22 protein-coding genes and 2 pseudogenes are annotated in these 22,749 nt (G+C 40.1%); 19 read left to right on the plus strand and 5 right to left on the minus strand.

Translation table 11 applies throughout. From position 1 onward, the window contains the following. The first annotated feature begins 4 nt into the window (after positions 1 to 4). The 6 genes from DV417_RS08645 to DV417_RS08670 all read left to right on the plus strand — a co-directional run bounded on the left by DV417_RS08645 (position 5) and on the right by DV417_RS08670 (position 5,286). Positions 5 to 1,921, plus strand: a complete 1,917-nt coding sequence (locus DV417_RS08645) for an ABC transporter ATP-binding protein (RefSeq protein WP_118879393.1) — start codon at positions 5 to 7, stop codon at positions 1,919 to 1,921. A 9-nt stretch (positions 1,922 to 1,930) separates the two neighbouring features. Continuing rightward, positions 1,931 to 2,467, plus strand: coding sequence for a DNA topoisomerase family protein (locus DV417_RS08650; RefSeq protein ID WP_118879394.1), 537 nt, complete (start codon positions 1,931 to 1,933; stop codon positions 2,465 to 2,467). A gap of 15 nt (positions 2,468 to 2,482) precedes the next feature. Beyond that, on the plus strand, positions 2,483 to 3,034 hold the full coding sequence (gene tsaC / locus DV417_RS08655) for an L-threonylcarbamoyladenylate synthase type 1 TsaC (protein WP_118879395.1): 552 nt from the start codon (positions 2,483 to 2,485) through the stop codon (positions 3,032 to 3,034). A gap of 3 nt (positions 3,035 to 3,037) precedes the next feature. After that, positions 3,038 to 3,844 carry a shikimate dehydrogenase gene (gene aroE / locus DV417_RS08660; RefSeq protein WP_118879396.1) on the plus strand — a complete coding sequence of 269 codons (807 nt, stop codon included), beginning with the start codon at positions 3,038 to 3,040 and terminating at the stop codon, positions 3,842 to 3,844. 11 nt (positions 3,845 to 3,855) lie between these two features. Beyond that, positions 3,856 to 4,608, plus strand: a complete 753-nt coding sequence (locus DV417_RS08665) for a DUF3800 domain-containing protein (protein ID WP_118879397.1) — start codon at positions 3,856 to 3,858, stop codon at positions 4,606 to 4,608. Positions 4,609 to 4,722: 114 nt separating this feature from the next. Beyond that, entirely contained in the window at positions 4,723 to 5,286 is a 564-nt protein-coding gene (locus DV417_RS08670; RefSeq protein WP_118879398.1) for a DNA-3-methyladenine glycosylase I, read from the plus strand. On the opposite strand, the gene DV417_RS08675 is transcribed toward DV417_RS08670, so the two are convergent. Next, positions 5,283 to 6,056, minus strand: a complete 774-nt coding sequence (locus DV417_RS08675) for a glycosyltransferase family 2 protein (protein WP_118879399.1) — start codon at positions 6,054 to 6,056, stop codon at positions 5,283 to 5,285. The genes DV417_RS08670 and DV417_RS08675 overlap by 4 nt on opposite strands. Before the next feature lie 62 nt (positions 6,057 to 6,118). Here DV417_RS08675 and waaA point away from each other — a divergent pair, with 62 nt between their 5' ends. The 6 genes from waaA (at position 6,119) to DV417_RS08705 (ending at position 13,213) form a co-directional block, all read left to right on the plus strand. After that, a complete protein-coding gene (gene waaA, locus DV417_RS08680) occupies positions 6,119 to 7,402 on the plus strand; it encodes a lipid IV(A) 3-deoxy-D-manno-octulosonic acid transferase (protein ID WP_118879400.1) in 1,284 nt (427 codons plus the stop codon). Then, on the plus strand, positions 7,399 to 7,872 hold the full coding sequence (coaD, locus tag DV417_RS08685; protein ID WP_118879401.1) for a pantetheine-phosphate adenylyltransferase: 474 nt from the start codon (positions 7,399 to 7,401) through the stop codon (positions 7,870 to 7,872). Before waaA ends, coaD begins: the two co-directional genes overlap by 4 nt. Continuing rightward, a complete protein-coding gene (locus DV417_RS08690; protein WP_118879402.1) occupies positions 7,866 to 8,078 on the plus strand; it encodes a YceK/YidQ family lipoprotein in 213 nt (70 codons plus the stop codon). Before coaD ends, DV417_RS08690 begins: the two co-directional genes overlap by 7 nt. A gap of 5 nt (positions 8,079 to 8,083) precedes the next feature. Then, entirely contained in the window at positions 8,084 to 10,096 is a 2,013-nt protein-coding gene (gene rep, locus DV417_RS08695; protein ID WP_118879403.1) for a DNA helicase Rep, read from the plus strand. A 185-nt stretch (positions 10,097 to 10,281) separates the two neighbouring features. Next, a complete protein-coding gene (locus DV417_RS08700) occupies positions 10,282 to 12,312 on the plus strand; it encodes an autotransporter outer membrane beta-barrel domain-containing protein (protein ID WP_118879404.1) in 2,031 nt (676 codons plus the stop codon). Between the two features lie 322 nt (positions 12,313 to 12,634). Beyond that, the gene (locus DV417_RS08705) at positions 12,635 to 13,213 is read left to right on the plus strand and encodes an NAD(P)H-dependent oxidoreductase (RefSeq protein WP_065246361.1); all 579 of its coding nucleotides are present in this window, start codon (positions 12,635 to 12,637) and stop codon (positions 13,211 to 13,213) included. A 181-nt stretch (positions 13,214 to 13,394) separates the two neighbouring features. Here the strand turns inward: DV417_RS08705 and DV417_RS08710 are convergent, their stop codons facing one another. Continuing rightward, complete coding sequence (locus DV417_RS08710; RefSeq protein WP_118879405.1) at positions 13,395 to 14,348, minus strand: GlxA family transcriptional regulator; 954 nt, start codon at positions 14,346 to 14,348, stop codon at positions 13,395 to 13,397. Positions 14,349 to 14,492: 144 nt separating this feature from the next. Here DV417_RS08710 and DV417_RS08715 point away from each other — a divergent pair, with 144 nt between their 5' ends. Beyond that, positions 14,493 to 15,365 carry an MBL fold metallo-hydrolase gene (locus DV417_RS08715; protein WP_118879406.1) on the plus strand — a complete coding sequence of 291 codons (873 nt, stop codon included), beginning with the start codon at positions 14,493 to 14,495 and terminating at the stop codon, positions 15,363 to 15,365. 128 nt (positions 15,366 to 15,493) lie between these two features. On the opposite strand, the pseudogene DV417_RS09625 reads toward DV417_RS08715, so the two are convergent. Continuing rightward, positions 15,494 to 15,924, minus strand: a pseudogene (locus tag DV417_RS09625) (organic hydroperoxide resistance protein). Between the two features lie 85 nt (positions 15,925 to 16,009). On the opposite strand from DV417_RS09625, the pseudogene DV417_RS08725 reads away from it, so the two are divergent. The 3 genes and pseudogenes from DV417_RS08725 to DV417_RS08735 form a co-directional block, all read left to right on the plus strand. Then, a pseudogene (locus DV417_RS08725) lies at positions 16,010 to 16,264 on the plus strand (AraC family transcriptional regulator N-terminal domain-containing protein); the annotation flags it as partial. Between the two features lie 32 nt (positions 16,265 to 16,296). After that, positions 16,297 to 16,860, plus strand: a complete 564-nt coding sequence (locus DV417_RS08730; protein WP_239990495.1) for an ATP-binding cassette domain-containing protein — start codon at positions 16,297 to 16,299, stop codon at positions 16,858 to 16,860. Positions 16,861 to 17,169: 309 nt separating this feature from the next. Further along, positions 17,170 to 17,784, plus strand: coding sequence for a CadD family cadmium resistance transporter (locus DV417_RS08735; RefSeq protein ID WP_003766668.1), 615 nt, complete (start codon positions 17,170 to 17,172; stop codon positions 17,782 to 17,784). A 108-nt stretch (positions 17,785 to 17,892) separates the two neighbouring features. Here DV417_RS08735 and DV417_RS08740 read toward each other — a convergent pair whose 3' ends face one another. Beyond that, entirely contained in the window at positions 17,893 to 18,111 is a 219-nt protein-coding gene (locus DV417_RS08740) for an OsmC family protein (RefSeq protein ID WP_046943022.1), read from the minus strand. Positions 18,112 to 18,242: 131 nt separating this feature from the next. On the opposite strand from DV417_RS08740, the gene DV417_RS08745 reads away from it, so the two are divergent. After that, complete coding sequence (locus DV417_RS08745) at positions 18,243 to 19,106, plus strand: AraC family transcriptional regulator (RefSeq protein WP_118879418.1); 864 nt, start codon at positions 18,243 to 18,245, stop codon at positions 19,104 to 19,106. Between the two features lie 116 nt (positions 19,107 to 19,222). Here DV417_RS08745 and rimO read toward each other — a convergent pair whose 3' ends face one another. Next, positions 19,223 to 20,560: a 30S ribosomal protein S12 methylthiotransferase RimO gene (gene rimO / locus DV417_RS08750; RefSeq protein ID WP_118879407.1), complete on the minus strand. Its 1,338-nt coding sequence runs from the start codon at positions 20,558 to 20,560 to the stop codon at positions 19,223 to 19,225. Positions 20,561 to 20,712: 152 nt separating this feature from the next. Here rimO and DV417_RS08755 point away from each other — a divergent pair, with 152 nt between their 5' ends. After that, a complete protein-coding gene (locus DV417_RS08755; RefSeq protein WP_118791028.1) occupies positions 20,713 to 21,429 on the plus strand; it encodes an MgtC/SapB family protein in 717 nt (238 codons plus the stop codon). A gap of 165 nt (positions 21,430 to 21,594) precedes the next feature. Further along, positions 21,595 to 22,710 carry an aspartate-semialdehyde dehydrogenase gene (gene asd / locus DV417_RS08760; RefSeq protein ID WP_118879408.1) on the plus strand — a complete coding sequence of 372 codons (1,116 nt, stop codon included), beginning with the start codon at positions 21,595 to 21,597 and terminating at the stop codon, positions 22,708 to 22,710. Positions 22,711 to 22,749 lie beyond the last annotated feature (39 nt).

The raw sequence follows: 22,749 nt of genomic DNA on the forward strand, positions 1-22,749 counted from the left end.
ATTCATGATTGTATTTAGTAATCTGTCTTTAAAACGAGGACAAACGGAACTTCTCGAAAATGCTTCTGCTACGATTAATCCCAAACAAAAAGTCGGCTTGGTGGGGAAGAATGGTTGCGGTAAGTCGTCTCTTTTTGCCTTATTAAAAAAAGAATTAACGCCAGAGGGTGGTGAGGTGAATTATCCGTCGAATTGGCGGGTATCTTGGGTGAATCAAGAAACGCCTGCATTGGATATTTCTGCGATTGATTATGTAATTCAAGGGGATCGTGAATATTGCCGCTTGCAACAAGAGCTTAAGCAGGCAAATGAACGCAATGACGGTAACGCCATTGCGCGTATTCATGGGCAATTAGAAACCTTGGATGCGTGGACAATTCAATCTCGTGCTGCGTCTTTATTGCATGGTTTAGGATTCAGTCAAGAAGAAACGACCCAGCCTGTGAAGGCTTTTTCGGGCGGTTGGCGAATGCGCTTGAATTTGGCGCAAGCATTGCTTTGTCCGTCAGATTTATTGTTACTGGATGAACCGACTAACCATTTGGACTTGGATGCAGTTATTTGGTTAGAACGTTGGTTAGTACAATATCAAGGCACATTAGTATTAATTTCTCACGACCGTGATTTTCTAGACCCGATTGTGACAAAAATCCTCCATATCGAAAATCAAAAGCTCAACGAATATACAGGCGATTATTCTTCTTTTGAAGTGCAACGAGCAACTAAACTGGCTCAACAAACAGCCATGTATCGTCAGCAACAACAAAAGATTTCCCATTTACAAAAATATATTGATCGCTTTAAAGCCAAAGCGACTAAAGCCAAACAGGCGCAAAGTCGTATGAAAGCCTTAGAGCGTATGGAACTGATTGCGCCTGCTTATGTGGATAATCCTTTTACCTTTGAATTTCGTCCACCGCAATCCTTGCCGAATCCGTTGATGATGATTGAACAGGCTAGTGCTGGTTATGCTAGTGGAGAAAGTGCGGTAGAAATTTTAAGTAAAATTAAACTGAATTTGGTGCCAGGTTCGCGCATTGGTTTACTCGGGAAAAATGGTGCGGGAAAATCAACCTTGATTAAACTTTTAGCGGGAGAACTGACCGCACTTTCAGGCACGGTACAGTTGGCAAAAGGTGTTCAGCTTGGCTATTTTGCCCAGCATCAATTAGATACTTTGCGGATAGATGAATCTGCCCTGTGGCATATGCAAAAACTCGCTCCCGAGCAAACGGAGCAACAAGTTCGCGATTATTTGGGCAGTTTTGCGTTCCACGGCGATAAAGTAAATCAAGCAGTGAAATTCTTTTCAGGAGGAGAAAAAGCCCGATTAGTGTTGGCTTTGATTGTTTGGCAAAGCCCGAATTTGTTACTACTTGATGAACCGACTAACCATTTGGATTTGGATATGCGTCAGGCATTAACGGAAGCATTGGTGGATTACGAAGGTTCTTTGGTGGTGGTGTCTCACGATCGGCATTTATTACGCAATACCGTGGAAGAATTTTATTTGGTTAACGATAAAAAAGTGGAAGAATTTAAAGGCGATTTAGAAGACTATCAAAAATGGCTGAGTGAGCAAAACAGCAGGCCTGAAAATAAAGTTTCGGAAAACGTTGGTGATAATGAAAATTCGGTTCAAAATCGTAAGGAACAAAAACGCCGTGAAGCAGAGTTACGCCAACAAACTGCGCCATTGCGTAAAAAAATCACGCAATTAGAAGAAAAAATGAATAAATTTTTTTCTGAGCTTACGAGCATAGAAAATCAACTGGCCGATGCCGAATTATATAATGTCGAAAATAAAGAAAAATTGACCGCACTTTTGGTTCAACAAGTGGATGTGAAGAAAGCATTAGATGATGTAGAAACGGAATGGATGACCGCACAGGAAGAATTGGAAGAAATGCTTCAAGCATAAGGACAGATTATGAATCAAAGCCTTTTTCATCATAGCAAACAACAGGAATATTGCCCTCAATGTGGTGCGTCTTTGCAAATTAAACAAGGCAAAAAAGGGCTGTTTTTAGGTTGCTCTGCTTATCCTGAATGTGATTATTTGCGTCCTTTGCAACGATCGGAGCATAAAGTATTAAAAACACTTGATGAAATTTGCCCGAAGTGCGGTAATTTGTTGCAGTTGAAACAAGGCAGTTTTGGGATGTTTATTGGTTGTAGCCATTATCCTGAATGTGATTTTGTGGTGCGGGAAGAATCTGAATCTGAGGAAAAAATTGCTTGTCCTGAATGTAAAACTGGGCATTTAATTTCTCGTCGGGGTCGCCAAGGAAAAATTTTTTACGGCTGTGATAATTTCCCTAAATGTAAATTTTCTTTGCCTGCCAAGCCTTATACCGTGCCTTGCCCAACCTGCCATTTCCCACTTTCTTTGTTAAAAAGCGAAGATGGGGAAAAACAAATTTTACAGTGTGCAAATAAAACTTGCCGTCATATTTTTGAGCAATAAAAGTAAAAGAGTGAAATGAATAGAGAACAAATCGCCGAGGCCCTTCGACAAAATCAAGTGGTTGCTTATCCCACTGAAGCTGTATTTGGCTTGGGCTGTAATCCCCAAAGCGAAAGTGCGGTAAAAAAATTACTTGATTTAAAGCAACGTCCAGTGGAAAAAGGGCTGATTTTAGTAGCACCGAGCTTGGATTTTTTCCGTCCTTTTGTTGATTTTGAACAGATTAACGATGAACAGCTTTCTCGCCTGCAAGGTAAATATAAACGTCCAACCACTTGGATTGTGCCAGCAAAATCGACCACCCCGCACTTTCTCACAGGCAAATTTGATAGCATCGCGGTACGTTTGTGTGATCACCCTTCCGTAAAAGCCTTATGTGAACTCACGGGGTTTGCATTGACTTCAACTAGCGCCAATCTGACTGGTGAGCCACCTTGCCGCACCGCCGATGAAGTGCAGTCACAATTCGGTGCAGATTTTCCAGTATTAGATGAAACTGTGGACGGCGCACTCAATCCATCCGAAATACGAGACTTGCGCACAAATCAACTTTTTAGACGGGGATAATTTATGGAGCTTTATGCTGTGTGGGGCAATCCGATTGCGCAAAGTAAATCGCCATTAATTCAACGTCAGTTAGCAGCGCAAACGCATCAAACCATGGAATACATTGCAAAATTAGGTGATCTTGATGTTTTTGAACAACAGCTTTTGGCATTTTTTGAGGATGGTGCGAAAGGTTGCAATATTACTTCGCCTTTTAAAGAACGAGCTTATCAGCTGGCAGACGAATATAGCCAACGAGCAAAACTGGCGGAAGCCTGTAATACTCTCAAAAAACTCAATGATGGAAAACTTTATGCAGATAACACTGATGGGATTGGCTTAGTGACGGATTTAGCGCGTTTAAATTGGCTTCGTCCAAATCAACACGTATTAATCTTGGGGGCGGGCGGAGCAACAAAAGGCGTATTATTACCACTTTTACAAGCTCAACAAAACATTGTGCTTGCCAACCGCACTTTTTTGAAAGCCAAAGAATTGGCCGAAAGATTTCAGCCTTATGGCAATATTCAAGCTGCCTCAGTGGATGCTATTCCGCTACAAACTTATGATTTGGTGATTAATGCGACTTCCGCTGGATTAAGTGGTGGAACGGCTCCAGTTGATACTGAAATTTTAAAATTGGGCTCGGCTTTTTATGATATGCAATATGCGAAAGGCATAGACACGCCATTTATCGCATTATGCAAAAGTTTGGGTTTAACAAATGTTAGCGATGGCTTTGGAATGTTGGTCGCGCAAGCAGCACATTCTTTCCATTTATGGCGAGGCGTAATGCCAGATTTTGTCGCGGTTTATGAGCAATTAAAATAAGGTAATTGACAATGAAAAGTAAATACAGCGACTTTATGGTGTATGTCGATGAAAGTGGAGACCACAGTCTACAGTCAATCGACAAAAACTACCCTGTGTTTGTGTTTGCATTCTGTATTTTTTATAAAAATCATTATAGGAATAATATTGTTCCACAGATACAGAAGCTAAAATTTGATTATTTTGGTCATGATATGGTGATATTGCATGAGCATGAAATCCGTAAAGAAAAAGGCGATTTTAATATTTTCACTTCTCGTGAACAGCGTGAAGGTTTTATGGAACGTATTTCATCTATTATTGAAAATACTAATTTTATTCTTGCTGCTTGTGCGATTGATAAGCGAAAAATGCCACAAAATGAAACAACACACCCTTATCATTTTTCACTTAAACATTGTTTAGAAACCCTATACGAATTTGTTTGTGAAAAGCATCAAGAAGATAAAATCACTTTTGTTGCCGTGGAAAGCCGTGGACGTAATGAGGATAGAGAGTTAGAGCTGGAATTTTTACGTATTTGTGATGGACAAAATAAATTCAAAAAGCCTTTGCCTTTTCAAGTAAAAATTGTGCCAAAACAGATTAATTCTGTAGGACTACAGGTGGCTGATTTGGTAGCAAGGCCTATCGGAAGATATATTTTAGATAGCAACCAGCCAAATCGAGCCTTTGAGATTCTTAAAAAGAAATTTTATTGTGAAGGTGGAAGAAAAATACTGGGGGAAAATTTTGATCAAAAAGGACTGAAACATTTTCCTTAGTCCTAAAAAGCGAAAAGCCTCAATGAAACCCACTGAAGCTATAACGCCGACCAAGCACCCTCGATCCACTTGGCTTGGAATATATCAAAACGTTTTATTTTGTCAAGTTTTAATATGCAACAAATAACAAGATGCCCTTGGGTTGGTGAACAGCCTATTTATATTGATTATCATGACAAGGAATGGGGAAAGCCTGAATTCGATAGCCAAAAGCTATTTGAAAAAATTTGTTTGGAAGGGCAACAAGCGGGGCTTTCGTGGATTACAGTTTTGAAAAAACGTGAATCTTACCGTGTAGCCTTTCATCAATTTGATCCGAAAAAAATCGCAAAAATGACCGCACTTGATATTGATGCTTGTATGAAAAATACAGGATTAATTCGCCATCGAGCCAAGTTAGAAGCCATTGTTAAAAATGCGAAAGCTTATTTGGCGATGGAAAAGTGCGGTGAAAATTTCAGTGATTTTATTTGGTCATTTGTGAATCATAAACCGATTGTCAATGATGTGCCTGATTTGCGAACTGTGCCAGCTAAAACAGAAGCATCTAAAGCACTTTCTAAAGCCTTAAAAAAACGTGGTTTCGTCTTTGTTGGCGAAACCACGTGCTATGCGTTTATGCAGTCTATGGGGTTAGTGGACGATCATTTAAATAATTGTCCTTGCAAAACTCGCTAGTGTTTATGTTGATCTCGCTCCCATAAATCGGCGTATTTTACAAAGGTTGAATGCGCCGATAACACTGCTAATAAAAATCCTTGTTTGCCATCTAAAAAACCCGCTTTTAACAAATACATCTTCACAAAACAACTGAGCGCGTGGGTGATTCCTTGCCAAAGCGTTGCTTTTTTTCCTTTAGCTTGGCGTTGGTCTGCCCAAGCTTTTGCATAATCCGCTGATTTCACTAGATAATGATGGATACTTTTATAAGTGAAATGCTCTAAATCACCTGTCAATTTTTCTACTTTTGTCCCAGCAGGAAATTCCACTTTTTCATGCACAAGTGAGTCGTTATATTGCGCATAATTTGTGCGATAGAGACGAACCACATAATCGGGATACCAGCCTGAATGGCGAATTTCACGCCCAAATACTTCACTCACTCGTGGAATTTCATAAACGGTATTTTCTCGATCATTTTTAACCGCACTTAAGATAGCCTGTTGTAGCTTGGGTGTAACGCGTTCGTCTGCATCTAGCCAGAGTACATAATCACTGGTTACATATTGTTGGGCTAATTGGCGTTGTTTACCAAAGCCCAGCCACTGGCTATTTTTGTAGAATTTTACCCCCCCCCCCCCGTAATTGAGTGCAATTTCTTTGGTGTTATCTGTGCTACCAGAATCTAGAATGATAATCTCATCCACCCAATCTTTCACGGTATCTAAGCAATTCGCTAGATCTTGTGCTTCATTTTTTACAATCATCGCAACGCTAATTGTAGGCATATTTTCAATCCTTTTTTTGCTATACTAGCCGAAATTTTTTCAAGTATAACCGAATTTCATTTATGTGGCGTTTTTTTTATACCAGCTTGCTTTTAATTTGCCAGCCGTTGATATTGTGTTTTATTGGCTTGCTCAGTGTTAAATCTCCACGTTATCGTCAGCGTTTGGCTGAACGTTATGGTTTTTATGGCAATGCGCCTTGCCCACCACCACAAGGGATCTTTATCCATGCTGCCTCCGTAGGGGAAGTGATTGCTGCGACACCGCTGGTTCGCCAATTGCAACAAGATTATCCACATTTATCCATTACTTTTACGACTTTTACTCCCACAGGTTCAGAACGCGTAAAAGCCACTTTTGGAAACAGCGTTTTTCATTATTATCTCCCCTTTGATTTGCCTTTTTCGATCCATCGTTTTATTAATTTTGTACAACCTAAATTATGTATCGTGATGGAAACAGAACTTTGGCCTAATCTTATTCATCAATTATTTTTGCGCAATATCCCATTTGTCATCGCTAATGCTCGTTTATCCGCGCGTTCTGCACATCGTTACGGAAAAATAAAAGCGCGCTTACAAACAATGTGGTCGCAAATTAGCTTGATTGCAGCACAAGATCATATTAGCGGAAAACGCTATGCCACTTTGGGATATCCAAAGGAAAAATTGAATATCACGGGCAATATTAAATATGATCTCTCCATCTCTGATGAGTTACGTGAAAAGATTGATGCTTTACGAGCACTTTGGGTAAAAAATCGTCCTATTTGGATTGCGGCGAGTACCCATGAAGGCGAAGAGCAAATTATCTTACAAGCACATCGCCAATTATTGGAAAAATACCCAAACTTATTGTTATTACTCGTTCCACGCCATCCAGAGCGTTTTAATGTGGTGGCTGATTTACTTAAAAAGGAAAAATTTCAATTTATTCGTCGCTCCACAAATGAATTACCAAATGAAAATACTCAAGTGATTTTGGGCGATAGTATGGGCGAACTGATGTTGATGTATGGCATTTCCGATATTGCTTTTGTGGGGGGAAGCCTTGTGAAACATGGTGGACATAATCCACTGGAACCTCTTGCATTTAAAATACCAGTGATTACCGGCAAGCATACTTTCAATTTCCCTGAGATATTCCGAATGCTGGTGGAAGTACAAGGTGTGTTGGAAGTTAATTCAACCGCAGATGCCTTAGAACGCGCAGTAGAAGCCTTATTAAACTCAAAAGAAGCTTGCGAACGTTTAGGCAATGCTGGCTATGAAGTGCTGATGGAAAACCGTGGCGCATTACAGCGTTTGTTAGATTTATTAAAACCTTATTTGGAGCTCAATGTATGACGAGCGTGATTTATCCCGGTACATTTGACCCGATTACGAATGGTCATTTAGATATAATTGAAAGAAGTGCGGTGATTTTTCCTCGTGTTTTAGTGGCGGTGGCGAATAGCCCAAGCAAAAAGCCACTATTTTCTTTGGATGAGCGCGTAGAGCTTGTGCGTCAATCTGTTGCGCATTTATCCAATGTGGAGGTTTTTGGCTTTTCTGATTTGTTGGCCAATGTGATTAAGCAGCACAATATTTCTGCCATTATTCGTGGCGTACGCACGACAACAGATTTTGAATATGAACTTCAATTAGCGGCACTGAATCGTTTACTCACAAAAGGCGTAGATAGTCTGTTTTTCCCTCCAGCAGAAAAATGGGCGTTTGTTTCTTCCACCATTGTGCGTGAAATTTATTTACATGGCGGAGATGTCGCTGAGCTAGTTCCTGTGCCTGTGTTCAATGCGTTAAAAGCACGATGGTAAAAACCTTTATTTTTTTAACCGCACTTATCGCGTTATCTGGTTGTGGTTCCGTGGTCAAACTTATCGATTCAACAGAAAAATATACCGCCTATGCAGGGGCGGCTTATGATCTTGAAATGGCGCAACAATGGGGATTACCAATCTTAGATTTGCCCCTCTCATTTTTATTAGACACCGTATTACTGCCCTATGCGTGGGCCCAATAATTCTTATGAAACTCAATCCTCAACAACAACAAGCCGTTGAATATGTGACAGGCCCTTGTCTTGTGCTTGCTGGCGCTGGCTCAGGCAAAACTCGCGTAATCATTAATAAAATTGCCCATTTAATTGAAAAGTGCGGTTATTCTCCGAAACAAATTGCTGCTGTTACTTTCACCAACAAAGCTGCACGCGAGATGAAAGAGCGTGTCGCACATTCCATTGGCAAAGAACAATCTAAAGGTTTGCTCGTTTCCACTTTTCATACGCTCGGTTTTGACATTATTAAACGTGAATATAAAGCGCTTGGCTTTAAATCAAATATGACCTTGTTTGACGAGCACGATCAATTTGCGTTGTTAAAAGAGCTAACCGCTGATGTGTTAAAAGAAGATAAGGATTTATTGCGCGAGTTAATTTCCGTGATTTCTAACTGGAAGAACGATTTGATTTCGCCAAAACAGGCATTTGCGTTGGCGCGTGATGCTAAATATCAAACTTTTGCAAAATGTTATGAGCGTTATGCCACACAAATTCGGGCTTACAACGCTCTTGATTTTGATGATTTGATTATGCTTCCGACATTATTGTTCAAGCAGAATGAAGAAGTGCGGTCAAAATGGCAGGCAAAAATTCGTTATTTGTTGGTGGATGAATATCAAGACACCAACACCAGCCAATATGAGCTGATTAAACTTTTAGTGGGTGATCGTGCTTGTTTCACTGTGGTGGGCGATGATGACCAATCTATTTATTCATGGCGTGGTGCACGTCCAGAAAATATGGTGCGTTTACGCGATGATTTCCCTCGTTTGCAAGTGATTAAGCTAGAGCAAAATTATCGTTCAACCCAACGCATTTTGCATTGCGCCAATATCTTGATTGATAACAATGAGCACGTGTTTGATAAGAAACTTTTTTCAACCATTGGTGAAGGGGAAAAATTGCTTGTTATGGAAGCAAAAAATGAAGAACACGAAGCCGAGCGGATTGTCGCCGAACTGATCGCTCATCGTTTTAGCCGTAAAACCAAATATAAAGATTATGCGATTTTGTATCGAGGCAATCATCAATCTCGATTACTCGAAAAAGTACTGATGCAAAACCGCATTCCTTACAAAATTTCGGGCGGTACTTCTTTTTTCTCTCGTGCAGAAATCAAAGATATGATGGCGTATTTGCGCTTGGTGGTGAATCAAGATGATGATGCCGCATTCCTGCGTATTGTGAATACGCCGAAGCGTGAAATTGGCACTGCAACCTTACAAAAACTTGGTGAATTGGCTCAAGAAAAACACATCAGTTTATTTGATGCTATTTTTGAGTTTGAGCTTATTCAATGCATCACGCCAAAAGCCTATGATTCATTGCAAAAATTTGGCCGTTGGATTGTAGAACTTAATGATGAAATTCAACGTTCTGAACCTGAACGTGCAGTACGTTCTATGTTATCCGCAATTCATTATGAAGAATATTTGTACGAATACGCAACAAGCCCTAAAGCGGCAGAAATGCAAAGTAAGAATGTCGCCACGCTATTTGACTGGGTTGCGGATATGTTAAAAGGCGATGAAACCAATGAGCCGATGAACCTTAATCAAGTGGTAACCCGCCTGACATTACGCGATATGTTGGAGCGAGGCGAAGACGATGATGAGAGCGATCAAGTTCAACTGATGACATTACACGCATCTAAAGGATTGGAATTTCCTTATGTTTATTTGATCGGTATGGAGGAAGGCATTTTGCCCCACCAAACCAGCATTGATGAAGACAACGTGGAAGAAGAACGTCGCTTAGCTTATGTGGGCATCACAAGAGCGCAAAAAGAACTTACTTTTTCCTTGTGTCGAGAACGCCGCCAATATGGTGAATTAGTTCGCCCAGAACCGAGCCGATTTTTAGCTGAGTTACCTAATGACGATGTGCTGTGGGAACGTGATAAACCCAAATTGACAGTGGAGCAAAAACAAGAAAAAACACAAAACCAACTTGATCGATTAAGGGCGATTTTGAAAGGGTGATAAAAGATCTTATAGGTAAGGGAAAATAGTAATTAAGCAAGGTTTAATTTGTTTATAGAAAAGCAAACGTTATCCTTTTTCTAAATAAGAAATAAATATAGAAAAATGCGAACTGAATCACATCTTTTTGCTCATTTTTTGTTAGAATGATTAACCTTTTTTACTTGACAAAGGAAAATCCATTTATGAAATTCAAAGCCAGCAAAAAAATAAAGCTTAATTTTTTCTTGATTACAGTTGTTTTGTTTGTTCCTAGTTTTAGTTTTGCTGATGTTGATAAACCTAATAACTTTGCTGATATTCATGAGCCTGAGTATATTACAGAGTACTTCAAGAATGATGGAGTTATCGATTATCTGGGTGGGAGTGCTTCCTCACCAAGTTATTCATTAGAGGATATGTTAAACCCAAAATCTATAGCTTGGAGCCGTATTCCTGAAAAGGTTATTGATTATCTAAAGGAGCCTAATAAGCCAGACTGTTTTCATTGTGATTTAGTCATTCTCGCCGAGAGGAAATGGAACTTAAACGGTTTGGTGAACGCAGATAATCTATATGGAGTTGCCAGTCCAGAGCATGAAAATTATGATTTCAATAGGCCATACGCCAAGCATTTTACTAGAATTTTTGAAGAAAAACAGAACTATCCTTCTGGTTCTTCTCTAGGATATAGGAATATTTTATATCAAACTTTTCTATATAGTTTTTATGATTTTGCACATAACAGAAGTCGTCCTAAAGAGGGTGTGATTGATGGAAGAGTATATGATGTTAATATACTTGCCATTGACAACTATCGTTTTAAGTTTCCAGATGAAACAAGAGGATTGACTCTCACTGTGAAAAACCAAAGTGAAGTGCGCGGTGCCACCCTTCAGTTATTAAAAATGGTTTTACAAGATTCTCTTTGGGAACCGCGTTTTGATTCCGATGTATATAACTTAGAGACACAAAATGCCAATATTCGCTTTAATAGCACCAATACAAGATTAACTGTGCACGAGAATTACCAGGGAGACGGCTCTCACTTTTTTATTAAATTTGATCCCAAAGAAGCAACTCAACCTGTTTTAACCTTTGATAAAGATGTGACAGGAACGTCTAATATCATTTTTGAAACGCCAATTGAAGACTTAAAAAGCCTAGACGGGCATCAAATTATCAAGGTAAATGGCACAGCAGATAAACGCGCATTCCGTCTTTCTGGCAAACACCAAAAGGGAATTTATACGCTTTCTTTACAACAACGCCCAGAGGGCTTTTTTACCAAAGTGCAAGAACGCGATGATATTGCGATTTATGCACAACAGGCTCAAGCTGCCAATACTTTATTCAACCTACGTTTGAACGACAAAAACAGCGATATTTTTGACCGCACTTTGCCGCGCAAAGGTTTATGGGTGCGTTTAATTAGCGGTAACTTAAGCCAAGATGTTCAAGGCAAGACCGCGCCAGTAGAAGGCAATCGTAAAGGTATACAACTTGGTGGCGATGTTTTCTCCTTACAAAATCAAGACTATCAACTTTCCGTTGGCTTAATGGGTGGACAAGCAGAACAACGTAGCACTTTCCGTAACCCAGATACAGACAATGTTACAACAGGAAGTATGAAAGGTTATAGCACCGGGATTTATGCAACATGGCATCAATTACGTGATAAACAAACCGGTGCATATATTGATAGCTGGGTACAATATCAACGCTTCCGCCATCGCATTAACGCTGAGGACGGTACAGAGCGCTTGACTTCAAAAGGTATTACGGCCTCAATTGAAGCAGGTTACAATACTTTATTGGCAGAACACTTAACGGGGAAAGGGACTCAAATTCGTTTTTATCTACAACCACAGGTACAATTAACCTATCTTGGAGTAAACGGTCGCTTTACTGATAGTGGAAATAGTCAAGTGAATTTACTTGGCTCTCGCCAATTACAAACTCGAGTTGGCGCACAAGCTAAAGCGCAATTTACTTTTACTAATGGTGTCATTTTCCAACCATTTGTTGCCGTCAATTCAATCTACCTACAAAAACCTTTCGGCGTGGAAATAGATGGTGAACGTCGAGTGATAGACAATAAAGCGACAATTGAAAGTCAATTAGGTGTAGCAGTGAAAATCAAATCTCACTTAACTTTACAAGCAACATTCAACCGCCAAACAGGCAAACATCACCACGCTAAACAAGGTGCGCTGAATTTACAGTGGACGTTTTAAGTTTAGTAGTAACAAAATAAAATCGGCAGGAAATTCTCTGCCGATTTTTTTATTCTGAAAGTGCGGTCATTTTTCGTTTGATTTCCACCAATTTTTTACCGCACTTTTAATATCAGCTAATGTAGCCAATGTAGGGTGGGCATAAGCCCACGCGTATTATTAATAATATTCTTTTTTTCGTGGGCTTACGCCCACCCTACGGGCTGTAGTCTTCCTTATAGTCTGGAAATAACGTGGCAGGCAAATATACTTTTAAAAATTAAAGTACAAAGGCATAATGGCAGTCCCATTTTTTATAATTATTTGTTTTAGGAGCAAAAAGATGAATATTTTATTATTAGACGGCGGTAAGGCGTTTGGTCATTCTCACGGCGAGTTGAACCACATACTTCACAAAAAAGCGAAAGAAGTTTTGACCGCACTTGGACACAATGTCAAAGAAACTGTGATCGATGCTGGCTATGATGTTGAAGCAGAAATCGAAAAATTCTTATGGATGGATGCCGTGATTTGGCAGATGCCAGGCTGGTGGATGCACGAACCTTGGACAGTGAAAAAATATATAGACGAAGTATTAACCGCCGGACACGGCAAGCTTTACCACAGTGATGGCCGCCATCGTGTAAATCCAACTGAAGGCTATGGCACAGGTGGTTTACTGCAAGGCAAAAAACACATGCTTTCGCTTACTTGGAATGCGCCGATTGAAGCATTCACCCGCGAAGGGGACTTCTTTGAAGGTAAAGGTGCGGATGCTTTATACATGCACTTCCACAAACTCAATGAGTTTATCGGCTTGACCCGTCTGCCGACATTCTTATGTAACGATGTAATTAAAAATCCACAAGTAGAACAATACTTAGCGGACTACCAAGCACACTTGGAAAAAGTGTTCGGATAATTACAAAATATGAGTTTAGAAGGTGAGCATTTTGGCCCACCTTTTTTATTTTTATCTAATCAAATTTCCTAACGGGGAGAGGAAGAGAAATAGACTGAGTTTAGATCACACAAGCGGTCTAATTTTGAACTGAATTTGCAAAAACACCTAAAAATCTGACCGCACTTTAAAATAAAAAGATCTAAACATCCTCAATCTGAAACTGTTTACGCCAGCGATTCGGTGAAATCTTATGTTTTTTCAAGAAGTGCTGACGCAAGGCGGTATCGCTATGAAATCCACTTTGTTCTGCAATGTCAGTGATAGATAAATCTGTGCTTTCCAAAAGCTCTCTTGCTCGTTGTAGCCTTGCTTCAATTAACCATTGATTTAATGACATTCCGGTTGCTTTGCGAAAATGTCGGGTGAAAGTGCTACGGCTCATTGACAAACGTTCTGCAAGACTATCAGTCGAATGAAGTGCGGTCAGATTTTCATTTAAATAAGCAAGCAACGCATTGATATTATGATTAGGTGTGGAACGAGAAATAGGGCGTTCGATAAATTGTGCTTGTCCGCCTTCACGATGAGGGGGGATAACCAGTATTCGGGCAATATGATTGGCAATTTTCACACCATATAATTTACGGACAATAGAAAGGCAACAATCCATGGAAGCTGCCGTTCCTGCTGAGGTAATCAGTCGATCTTGTTCTAAATAAATAGGATTTAAATCCCATTTCACCTGCGGAAAGCGACTAGTAAAATCACTATCTCCCAACCAATGTGTGGTTGCTTTTTTGCCGTTAAGTAGGCCACTGCACGCTAACACATAGGCACCATAACATAAACCCACCACTGTCGCACCACGTTGATACGCTTGCCGTAATGCTGTTAATAAAGCCTCACTCGGCATTACTTGAGTATCATGCCATCCAGTCATCACAACAATATCGGCATTCTCTAACCATTCTAAACCACCATCTAAATGTATGTGAAATAGCGAGTTTGTCAGGTCGTCCGAATCGCTAACGATTTTACAGTCAAATAACGGCTTGCCGTTTAAATCCGACATAGAAAAAACGGAATATGCCATCGCAAAATGAATGGGTATCATTTGTTCATACACAATCAAAGCAACTGTGGGTTTATTCATTTTATTTCTCCTACTTTGATATGAGCATAGCACAAAAAATGACCTGATTATTACGTTTATTGATTTTTTGTCTATTTTTGCGCAAATTTGTTCTCACTATAATATGTTTATTCATTCAATAACGTATATAGAAAGGGAAAAACAATGAACTTAAAAACCTTAATTAACACTACAGCATTGGCTATTAGCGCAAATACTTTCGCTGTAGATCTTGCCTCTAAAAACACTGATAGCTACCAACATATCCGCAATGCCACTGGTCGCCTGAACTACGCAGGGAAAACTTTTTTAATTGATCCGATGCTTGCAGAAAAAGGACGTTATGCAGGCTTTGAAGGGACATTAAATAGCCATTTGCGTAATCCACTTGTGGAATTACCGATGAAAGCAGAAGATACTTTCAAAGATGTTGATGCCATTATTTTGACTCATACACATGAAGATCATTGGGATGAGGTTGCACAAAAAATTTTACCTAAATCCATCAAAATTTTTGTGCAACATGAACGGGATGGCGACTTACTTAAATCGCAAGGTTTTACTAATATAATCAGTTTATCGCTAGAAAAACCAGTGGAGTTTGAAGGTATTATTTTAAATAAAACCGGCGGTTCTCACGGCACAACGGAAATGTACGCTGTACCACAATTGGCCGAGATTTTAGATGAGGCGATGGGCGTAACATTCCAAGCGAAAGACCATCCAACTGTTTACTTGGTTGGTGACACAATTTGGACTGCCGAAGTAAACAAAGCCATTAATCGTTATAAACCTGATGTAATGATTATGAACACCGGTGATGCGCGGACCTTAGCTTTTCCGAATGACGGCATTATTATGGGGCTACAAGATGTTGCTCATGCTCGTAACATGCTACCAAATACAAAACTTATCACGGTGCACATGGATGCAGTAAATCATATGTCTGTGTACCGTAAGGATTTACACCAATTTGTCCAAGCAAACAAGCTTGAAAATGTAGCAATTCCAGAAGATGGTGAAACAGTGAAGTTTTAAAAACAAGCGGTCAAGTTTTGATGGAGATTTGCAAAACACCTAAAAATTTGACCGCACTTTGTTATAAAAAAGCCGTCTGAAATTTCAGATGGCTTTTATTTCGAAATTAATTATTATGCTAATTTTTATTACAAATCAAATGATTGAATAACATTCACATGTAAGCGTACATCGACATTGCCACGAGTAGCGTTAGAGTAAGGGCAAACTTCATGAGCACGAGTAATCAATTTGCGCGCCTCATCTTCAGTCAAACCTGCTACGGTAATCGTGATATCTAAATCTAAGCCAAATGCACCATCTGCTTTTTGACCGATACCTACACCGACAGTAATGGAAGATTTCGTCGGTTTCAAGCCGAGTGTCGGTGCTACATGGTTCATCGCGCTATCAAAGCAGGCGCGTAACCCATAGCGAAAAGCTGCTCAGGGTTTGTACCGTGCTTACCGCTTTCGTTTTGGAATGAAACCAAATCAAAGCCAATTGAACCGTCGTTTACTTGGGTACGACCATCACGTCCGCCGGCTGCTGTTGCTGATGTTTTGTAGAAAATTTTCATAATGTTTTCCTCATTTAATGTTAGTTAATATGTTTTGGCGTACCGCCGTTGAAAGTGAGTTTATTATATTGAACGGCAATATGAAGTGTTATATGATTTATCCAAATTACTTGCCTATTCCTACAAAATTATGTTCTCAAATGAAACGATAGAACGCTTATTAAAAGTTATTCCACATAACGAACTCTATTCATCACCAATTAAAGGCTTATTTCTTCGCCATTCAGATCAACCATTTTGTTACGAAGGTATTATTCAAGAGCCGAGCATTTGCATCGTGTTAAGCGGAGAACGTGAAGTGCAGCTAGGCGAACAATGCTACCGATTTGATAATCAACATTCGGGCCGAGCGGCTGTGGCAAGACGAGGGTTTTGCGTTTGATTGCGGGCTTGGAAACGCCGAAATCGGGCACGATACGCAATACTTTCCGCAAAACGGGTTTTCTGTTTCAGGAAAACCGCCTGCCGGAAAACTTGACCACGATGCAGAATATCGCTATTTTTATGGACAAACTCGATGAAGGCGAAATCATCGCGCTGGCGGCGAAAGTCGAGCTGACTGCGGGCGATTTGAACAAATATCCGACCGAATTGTCCGGCGGCATGGCGAAACGGGTAGCATTTTTGCGCCTGCTGCTGTGCGGCTGCGACCTTGCCTTGCTGGACGAGCCGTTCGTCGGTTTAGACCGCGATTTGCGCGATATTTTGGTCGCCATGCTGGTGGAAAAAATCGAGCGGCAGGGCATGGCGTGTATGCTGGTAACGCACGACCGCTTCGAAGCCGCATGCCTGAGCCATGAAATAATGCTGCTTTCCACTAAGGGCATGAACGTGCAAAACGTGATTACCCTGCCTACGCCGCTGTCCGAACGCGATTCGGCTTTTGAAGAAGCCGTGGTGGCAAGAGAGTTTCAGGGGATTCATTATTATGAGTGATAGGAATTTAAATTTCTGACAAACCTTGCGGTTCGTTGCCCTCTCCCTAGCCCTCTCCCACGGGGAAAGGGGATCAGGTTTCTCAAAATCAGAGAACCGTAGAATTGGGAATCAGATGTCAGGTAAACCTGAAAATGTTCAGGCTCGACAGCCCAATTCCCTCTCCCCGTGGGAGAGGGCTAGGGAGAGGGTAAGCAAGCCGCAGGTTTGCCTCTTTAGCGAAAGATACGAATCTGTTATCCGAACGCGATTCGGTTTTTGAAAAAGCCGTGGTGCCAAGGGGGCAGGGGATTCATTATGAGGTGCTTTATGTTTTCGACTGTGATTACTGCTGCTGTTTTATATATTGCTACAGCAGTAGATTTGTTGGTAATACTATTAATATTTTTTGCTAGAGCAAATACTAGAAAAGAATATCGAGATATTTATATCGGACAATATTTAGGTTCTGTAATTTTAATATTAGTTAGTTTATTTCTAGCTTTTGTTTTGAATTATGTTCCGGAAAAATGGGTGTTGGGTTTATTAGGTTTAATACCGATTTACTTAGGTATTAAAGTTGCTATTTACGACGATTGTGAGGGCGAAAAAAGAGCTAAAAAAGAATTGGATGAAAAAGGGTTGTCAAAATTAGTCGGTATTGTTGCTTTGGTTACAGTTGCTAGTTGTGGTGCAGATAATATTGGACTTTTTGTTCCTTACTTTGTGACTTTAGATCTTGTCGACTTATTAGTTACTCTTCTTGTATTTTTAATATTGATTTTTGTTTTAGTATATACAGCACAAAGATTGGCTAATATTTCAGGTGTTGGTGAAATTGTAGAGAAGTTTAGTCGTTGGATAATGGCTGTTATTTATATTGGTTTAGGGTTATTTATTATTATTGAAAATAATACAATTCAAACAATAATATCAATAATATGAATGATACGGGCATTTGAGTATCTGACAAACCTTCGGCTTGCTTCTTCAATACAAGATACAACCCGGTCCGCCCAATAAATCCATATCTGAAAGCATCTTCATGCAGAATTAAGCCAAACCATGAATAAGTTTTTCACCCACCCCATGCGGCCGTTTTTCGTCGGTGCGGCGGTGCTTGCCATACTCGGCGCGTTGGTGTTTTTCATCAGCTCCGGTGCCGTCATTTTGAAATGAAACCAAATCAAAGCCGATTGAACCGTCGTCCACTTGGGTACGACCATCACGTCCGCCGGTTGCTGTTGCTGAAGTTTTGTAGAAAATTTTCATAATGTTTTCCTCAGTTTAATATTGGTTAATATGTTTTGGCGTACCGACGTTGAAAGTGAGTTCATTATATTGAACGGCAATATGAAGTGTTATATGATTTATCCAAATTACTTGCCTATTTCTACAAGATTATGTTTTCAACTGAAACGATAGAACGCTTATTAAAAGTTATTCCACATAACGAAACCTATTCATCTCCAATTAAAGGCTTGGTGATTCGCCATGCCGATCAGCCGTTTTGCTATGAAGGTATTATTCAAGAACCAAGCATTTGCATCGTGTTAAGTGGCGAACGTGAAATACAACTAGGTGAACAATGCTATCGATTTGACAATCAACACTTTATGTTCTGCCCAGTCAATGTACCGATGCGTGGTGAGATTAAATATGCAGAGCCGCAAAAGCCGTTTTTAGTGATTTCGATGAAAATTGATATTGAGAGCGTTAGCAAGATTTTATTAGCAAATCCAAACCTTGCAGATGATGTTCAAAAGGGCGACGAAGGTTTTGCACAATGGCATCTGGATGAATCTCTCAAAAATGCTGTTGAACGTCTATTTCTATTGCACGAAAATCCAAAAGATATTGAATTTCTTGCACCACTTATCCAACAAGAAATCTACTATCGGTTGCTTACTGGTGAGCAAGGATATAAACTTAAAGCGATGGTAAGCATTGGATCTCATACGCAAAAAATTGCCCAATCCACCCACTATCTACAACAGCATTTCAGTGAAACCATTACCGTGGAAACCTTGGCAAATCTGAGCGGCATGTCATTATCTGGTTTTCACAGACATTTTAAGAAGATAACCAGCCTTTCACCGCTGCAATATCAAAAATCCTTACGTCTAATGGAAGCCAGACGACTGATCTCACAAGAAGGGAGAGACATTACCGAAGCCGCTTACCAAGTCGGCTACGAATCGCCTAGCCAATTCAGCCGTGAATACAAACGCTATTTCGGGCATGCGCCAAAGGGGGATATTAAATAGATGAGGCTTAAAGATAGGTTCAAAAACACTTAAAAATTTGACCGCTCTTAGTCATAAAAAATCCATCTTCAATACGAAGATGGATTTTTTGTTTATTTCGTTGAGATTGTTATTATTTAACAACTTCCCCACAAATCATATTCATCAGAATTTGTGATGGTTACTTTAATCACGTCGCCGACTTTGACATTGATTCCGCTTAAATTATCTATATAAACTAACCCATCAACTTCAGGGGCATCAGCTTTTGAGCGACCAATAATGCCTTCTTCGTCAATTTCATCCACTAATACATCAAGGGTTTTACCGATTTTTTGTTTTAAACGGTTTGCAGAAATTTCTTGTTGTAATTGCATGAAACGATGGAAACGTTCTTCTTTCACATCTTCTGGTACTTGGTCAGTCATCTCTGTTGCTGGTGCGCCTTCAACTGGGCTGAATTTGAAACAGCCTACGCGATCAAGTTGGGCTTCTTTTAAGAAATCAAGCAATAATTGGAAATCTTCTTCTGTTTCACCTGGGAAGCCGACAATAAAGGTGGAGCGTAATGTTAAATCTGGGCAAATTTCACGCCATTGTTTAATGCGTTCTAAAGTGCGGTCAATACTACCCGGTCTTTTCATTGCTTTTAAGATTTTCGGGCTGGCGTGTTGTAATGGAATGTCTAAATACGGCAAGAGCGTGCCGTCTGCCATTAATGGAATTAAATCATCCACATGCGGATAGGGATACACATAATGTAAGCGGACCCAAATGCCAAGTTTGCCAAGCTGTTTACAAAGGGTCATTAAATCATTTTTAATTGGCATGCCATTCCAGAAAGCCGTTTTTACACCGCCCTCTTGGCATTTTAAATCCATTGAATAAGCGGAAGTGTCTTGTGATACCACAAGCAATTCTTTTACGCCTGCTTCGGCTAAACGTTTTGCTTCGTCCAAGACTTGCGTAATAGAACGGCTTTCTAAATCACCACGCATAGATGGAATAATGCAGAACGTACAACGGTGATCACAGCCTTCAGAGATTTTCAAATAGGCATAATGTTTTGGTGTGAGTTTTACGCCTTGTTTTGGTACTAAGCTGGTGTAAGGGTTATGTGTCGGTTTTGGCACGTATTTGTGAACTTGAGCCATCACTGTTTCATAACTATGTGGGCCGCTAACTTCTAAAACTTTAGGATGCACTTCACGAATTTGGTCTTCTTTTGCCCCCAAACAGCCAGTCACGATAACTCGCCCATTTTCTTCTAATGCTTCGCCAATCGCTTCGAGTGATTCCTGCACGGCACTATCAATAAAGCCACAAGTGTTCACAATCACTAAATCCACATTTTCATAGCTTGGCACAATGTTGTAACCATCGGTGCGTAGTTCCGTTAAGATTCGTTCAGAATCTACTAAGTTTTTTGGGCAACCAAGGCTCACAAAGCCAATGCTTGGGGTTGAATTTTGCATAAAAATAACCGTTCTTTCGCTCTATAAAATTTCAAACGCAAGATTTTACTCAATTTTCGCAAGAAAGGCGATAAATTAAAGGCTTGGAAGGGTAAAGATTTTAAGCTAAGTGATGTAGAATAGACGATTATGTCGGACTTATTTTTATCATTATGGAAAATTCATCTTTACTTTTGACCGCACTTTTCGATCCTTATCATTTGATTATTTTTAGCAAGATGCTATTGGCGATGGTGCTTGGTAGTGTTATTGGCTTAGAGCGTGAGCTTAAGCGCAAACCTGTTGGCGTGAAAACTTGCGCCATTATTGCCGTCACCACTTGTGTGCTAACCATTGTTTCGATTCAAGCCGCAGAGCATTATGCGCAAGTTTCAGAAAATATTCGTACGGATCCGATGCGTCTTGCGGCTCAAGTGATTAGCGGCATCGGTTTTTTAGGTGCTGGTGTGATTTTGCATAAGAAAAATGATGCGATTTCAGGTTTAACCACTGCGGCGATTATTTGGGCTTCTGCGGGGATCGGTATTGCTGCTGGGGCAGGTTTCGTGTTCGATGCGGTTATCGCCACTGTGATGATTTTGGTCTCTATTCGATTAAGTCCGCTGGTACAACGTTGGGTTCATCGTAAATCACAACGTCGTCGGACAAAATTCAATATTCTCGTCAATGGTGCGGAAAGCATTGGAAAAGTCACCCAATTGTTAGTAAACAATCAGTATCGTATTGAACATATACAGGTGAAAGATCAAAGTAGTGGTGAAGTGCGGTTACAAATTCGCTGTTTTTCCATTGATTCCACAATGTTGAAAGATGCGTATGCATTGTTGAAAGCGGAAGAAGGCGTGATGAGTGTTGAAGTAGATAACTAGAAAAAGAGCGGTCGAGTTAAATTTTCTTTTAAATTGACCGCTCTTTTTTATTTCTTATGTAATTTCTTTCGCAAAATGTAAATTTCCATGAAAAATACTTGATTTTGCTAACGCTATCTTGTAATTAATAATGCTATTCAAACACAACAAGCTAAGGAAACAACAATGAAAAATGTAGGCTTTATCGGCTGGCGCGGGATGGTGGGTTCCGTATTAATGGATCGTATGTCGCAGGAAAATGATTTTGCGAATCTTAATCCCGTATTTTTTACAACTTCACAAGCAGGCCAAAAAGCTCCTGTATTTGGTGGCAAGGATGCAGGCGAACTTAAAAATGCATTCGATATCGAAGAACTCAAAAAATTAGACATTATTGTGACTTGCCAAGGTGGCGATTACACCAATGAAGTTTATCCAAAATTAAAAGCAACAGGCTGGGATGGTTATTGGGTTGATGCTGCTTCTGCACTACGTATGAAAGATGATGCAATTATTGTGCTTGATCCAGTAAACCAACATGTGATTTCTGAAGGCTTGAAAAAAGGTATTAAAACTTTCGTAGGCGGTAACTGTACCGTGAGCTTAATGTTAATGGCTATTGGCGGTCTATTTGAAAAAGATTTGGTGGAATGGATTTCTGTGGCAACTTATCAAGCGGCTTCAGGTGCTGGCGCAAAAAATATGCGTGAATTACTTTCACAAATGGGTTTATTAGAACAAGCGGTTTCTAGTGAATTAAAAGACCCAGCTTCTTCTATTTTAGATATTGAACGTAAAGTGACGGCAGAAATGCGTTCTGATCGCTTCCCAACCGAAAACTTCGGTGCAGCATTAGGGGGTAGCTTAATCCCTTGGATTGACAAACTTCTTCCAGAAACAGGACAAACTAAAGAAGAATGGAAAGGTTATGCAGAAACCAACAAAATTTTAGGTTTAAGCGACAATCCAATTCCTGTGGATGGTTTATGCGTACGTATCGGTGCATTACGTTGCCATAGCCAAGCATTCACCATCAAACTGAAAAAAGACTTACCATTAGAAGAAATCGAACAAATTTTAGCGTCTCACAACGAATGGGTGAAAGTGATTCCAAATGACAAAGAAACCACATTACGTGAATTAACCCCAGCTAAAGTAACAGGTACATTAAGCGTACCGGTTGGTCGTTTACGTAAATTAGCAATGGGTCCGGAATACTTAGCAGCATTCACTGTAGGTGACCAATTATTATGGGGGGCAGCAGAGCCAGTTCGCCGTATCTTAAAACAATTGGTAGCATAATTGGCAGAGTGCGTGAAGTAAAATCTCACGCACTTTTTC

This window comes from Haemophilus haemolyticus (genome assembly GCF_003490935.1).
Lineage (GTDB): Bacteria > Pseudomonadota > Gammaproteobacteria > Enterobacterales > Pasteurellaceae > Haemophilus > Haemophilus haemolyticus_M.

Coding starts and splice junctions, on each gene's coding strand:
- DV417_RS08645 (WP_118879393.1), top strand. CDS start 5: ATGATTGTATTTAGTAATCTGTCTTTAAAACGAGGACAAACGGAACTT.
- DV417_RS08650 (WP_118879394.1), top strand. CDS start 1,931: ATGAATCAAAGCCTTTTTCATCATAGCAAACAACAGGAATATTGCCCT.
- tsaC (WP_118879395.1), top strand. CDS start 2,483: ATGAATAGAGAACAAATCGCCGAGGCCCTTCGACAAAATCAAGTGGTT.
- aroE (WP_118879396.1), top strand. CDS start 3,038: ATGGAGCTTTATGCTGTGTGGGGCAATCCGATTGCGCAAAGTAAATCG.
- DV417_RS08665 (WP_118879397.1), top strand. CDS start 3,856: ATGAAAAGTAAATACAGCGACTTTATGGTGTATGTCGATGAAAGTGGA.
- DV417_RS08670 (WP_118879398.1), top strand. CDS start 4,723: ATGCAACAAATAACAAGATGCCCTTGGGTTGGTGAACAGCCTATTTAT.
- DV417_RS08675 (WP_118879399.1), bottom strand. CDS start 6,056: ATGCCTACAATTAGCGTTGCGATGATTGTAAAAAATGAAGCACAAGAT.
- waaA (WP_118879400.1), top strand. CDS start 6,119: ATGTGGCGTTTTTTTTATACCAGCTTGCTTTTAATTTGCCAGCCGTTG.
- coaD (WP_118879401.1), top strand. CDS start 7,399: ATGACGAGCGTGATTTATCCCGGTACATTTGACCCGATTACGAATGGT.
- DV417_RS08690 (WP_118879402.1), top strand. CDS start 7,866: ATGGTAAAAACCTTTATTTTTTTAACCGCACTTATCGCGTTATCTGGT.
- rep (WP_118879403.1), top strand. CDS start 8,084: ATGAAACTCAATCCTCAACAACAACAAGCCGTTGAATATGTGACAGGC.
- DV417_RS08700 (WP_118879404.1), top strand. CDS start 10,282: ATGAAATTCAAAGCCAGCAAAAAAATAAAGCTTAATTTTTTCTTGATT.
- DV417_RS08705 (WP_065246361.1), top strand. CDS start 12,635: ATGAATATTTTATTATTAGACGGCGGTAAGGCGTTTGGTCATTCTCAC.
- DV417_RS08710 (WP_118879405.1), bottom strand. CDS start 14,348: ATGAATAAACCCACAGTTGCTTTGATTGTGTATGAACAAATGATACCC.
- DV417_RS08715 (WP_118879406.1), top strand. CDS start 14,493: ATGAACTTAAAAACCTTAATTAACACTACAGCATTGGCTATTAGCGCA.
- DV417_RS08735 (WP_003766668.1), top strand. CDS start 17,170: ATGTTTTCGACTGTGATTACTGCTGCTGTTTTATATATTGCTACAGCA.
- DV417_RS08740 (WP_046943022.1), bottom strand. CDS start 18,111: ATGAAAATTTTCTACAAAACTTCAGCAACAGCAACCGGCGGACGTGAT.
- DV417_RS08745 (WP_118879418.1), top strand. CDS start 18,243: ATGTTTTCAACTGAAACGATAGAACGCTTATTAAAAGTTATTCCACAT.
- rimO (WP_118879407.1), bottom strand. CDS start 20,560: ATGCAAAATTCAACCCCAAGCATTGGCTTTGTGAGCCTTGGTTGCCCA.
- DV417_RS08755 (WP_118791028.1), top strand. CDS start 20,713: ATGGAAAATTCATCTTTACTTTTGACCGCACTTTTCGATCCTTATCAT.
- asd (WP_118879408.1), top strand. CDS start 21,595: ATGAAAAATGTAGGCTTTATCGGCTGGCGCGGGATGGTGGGTTCCGTA.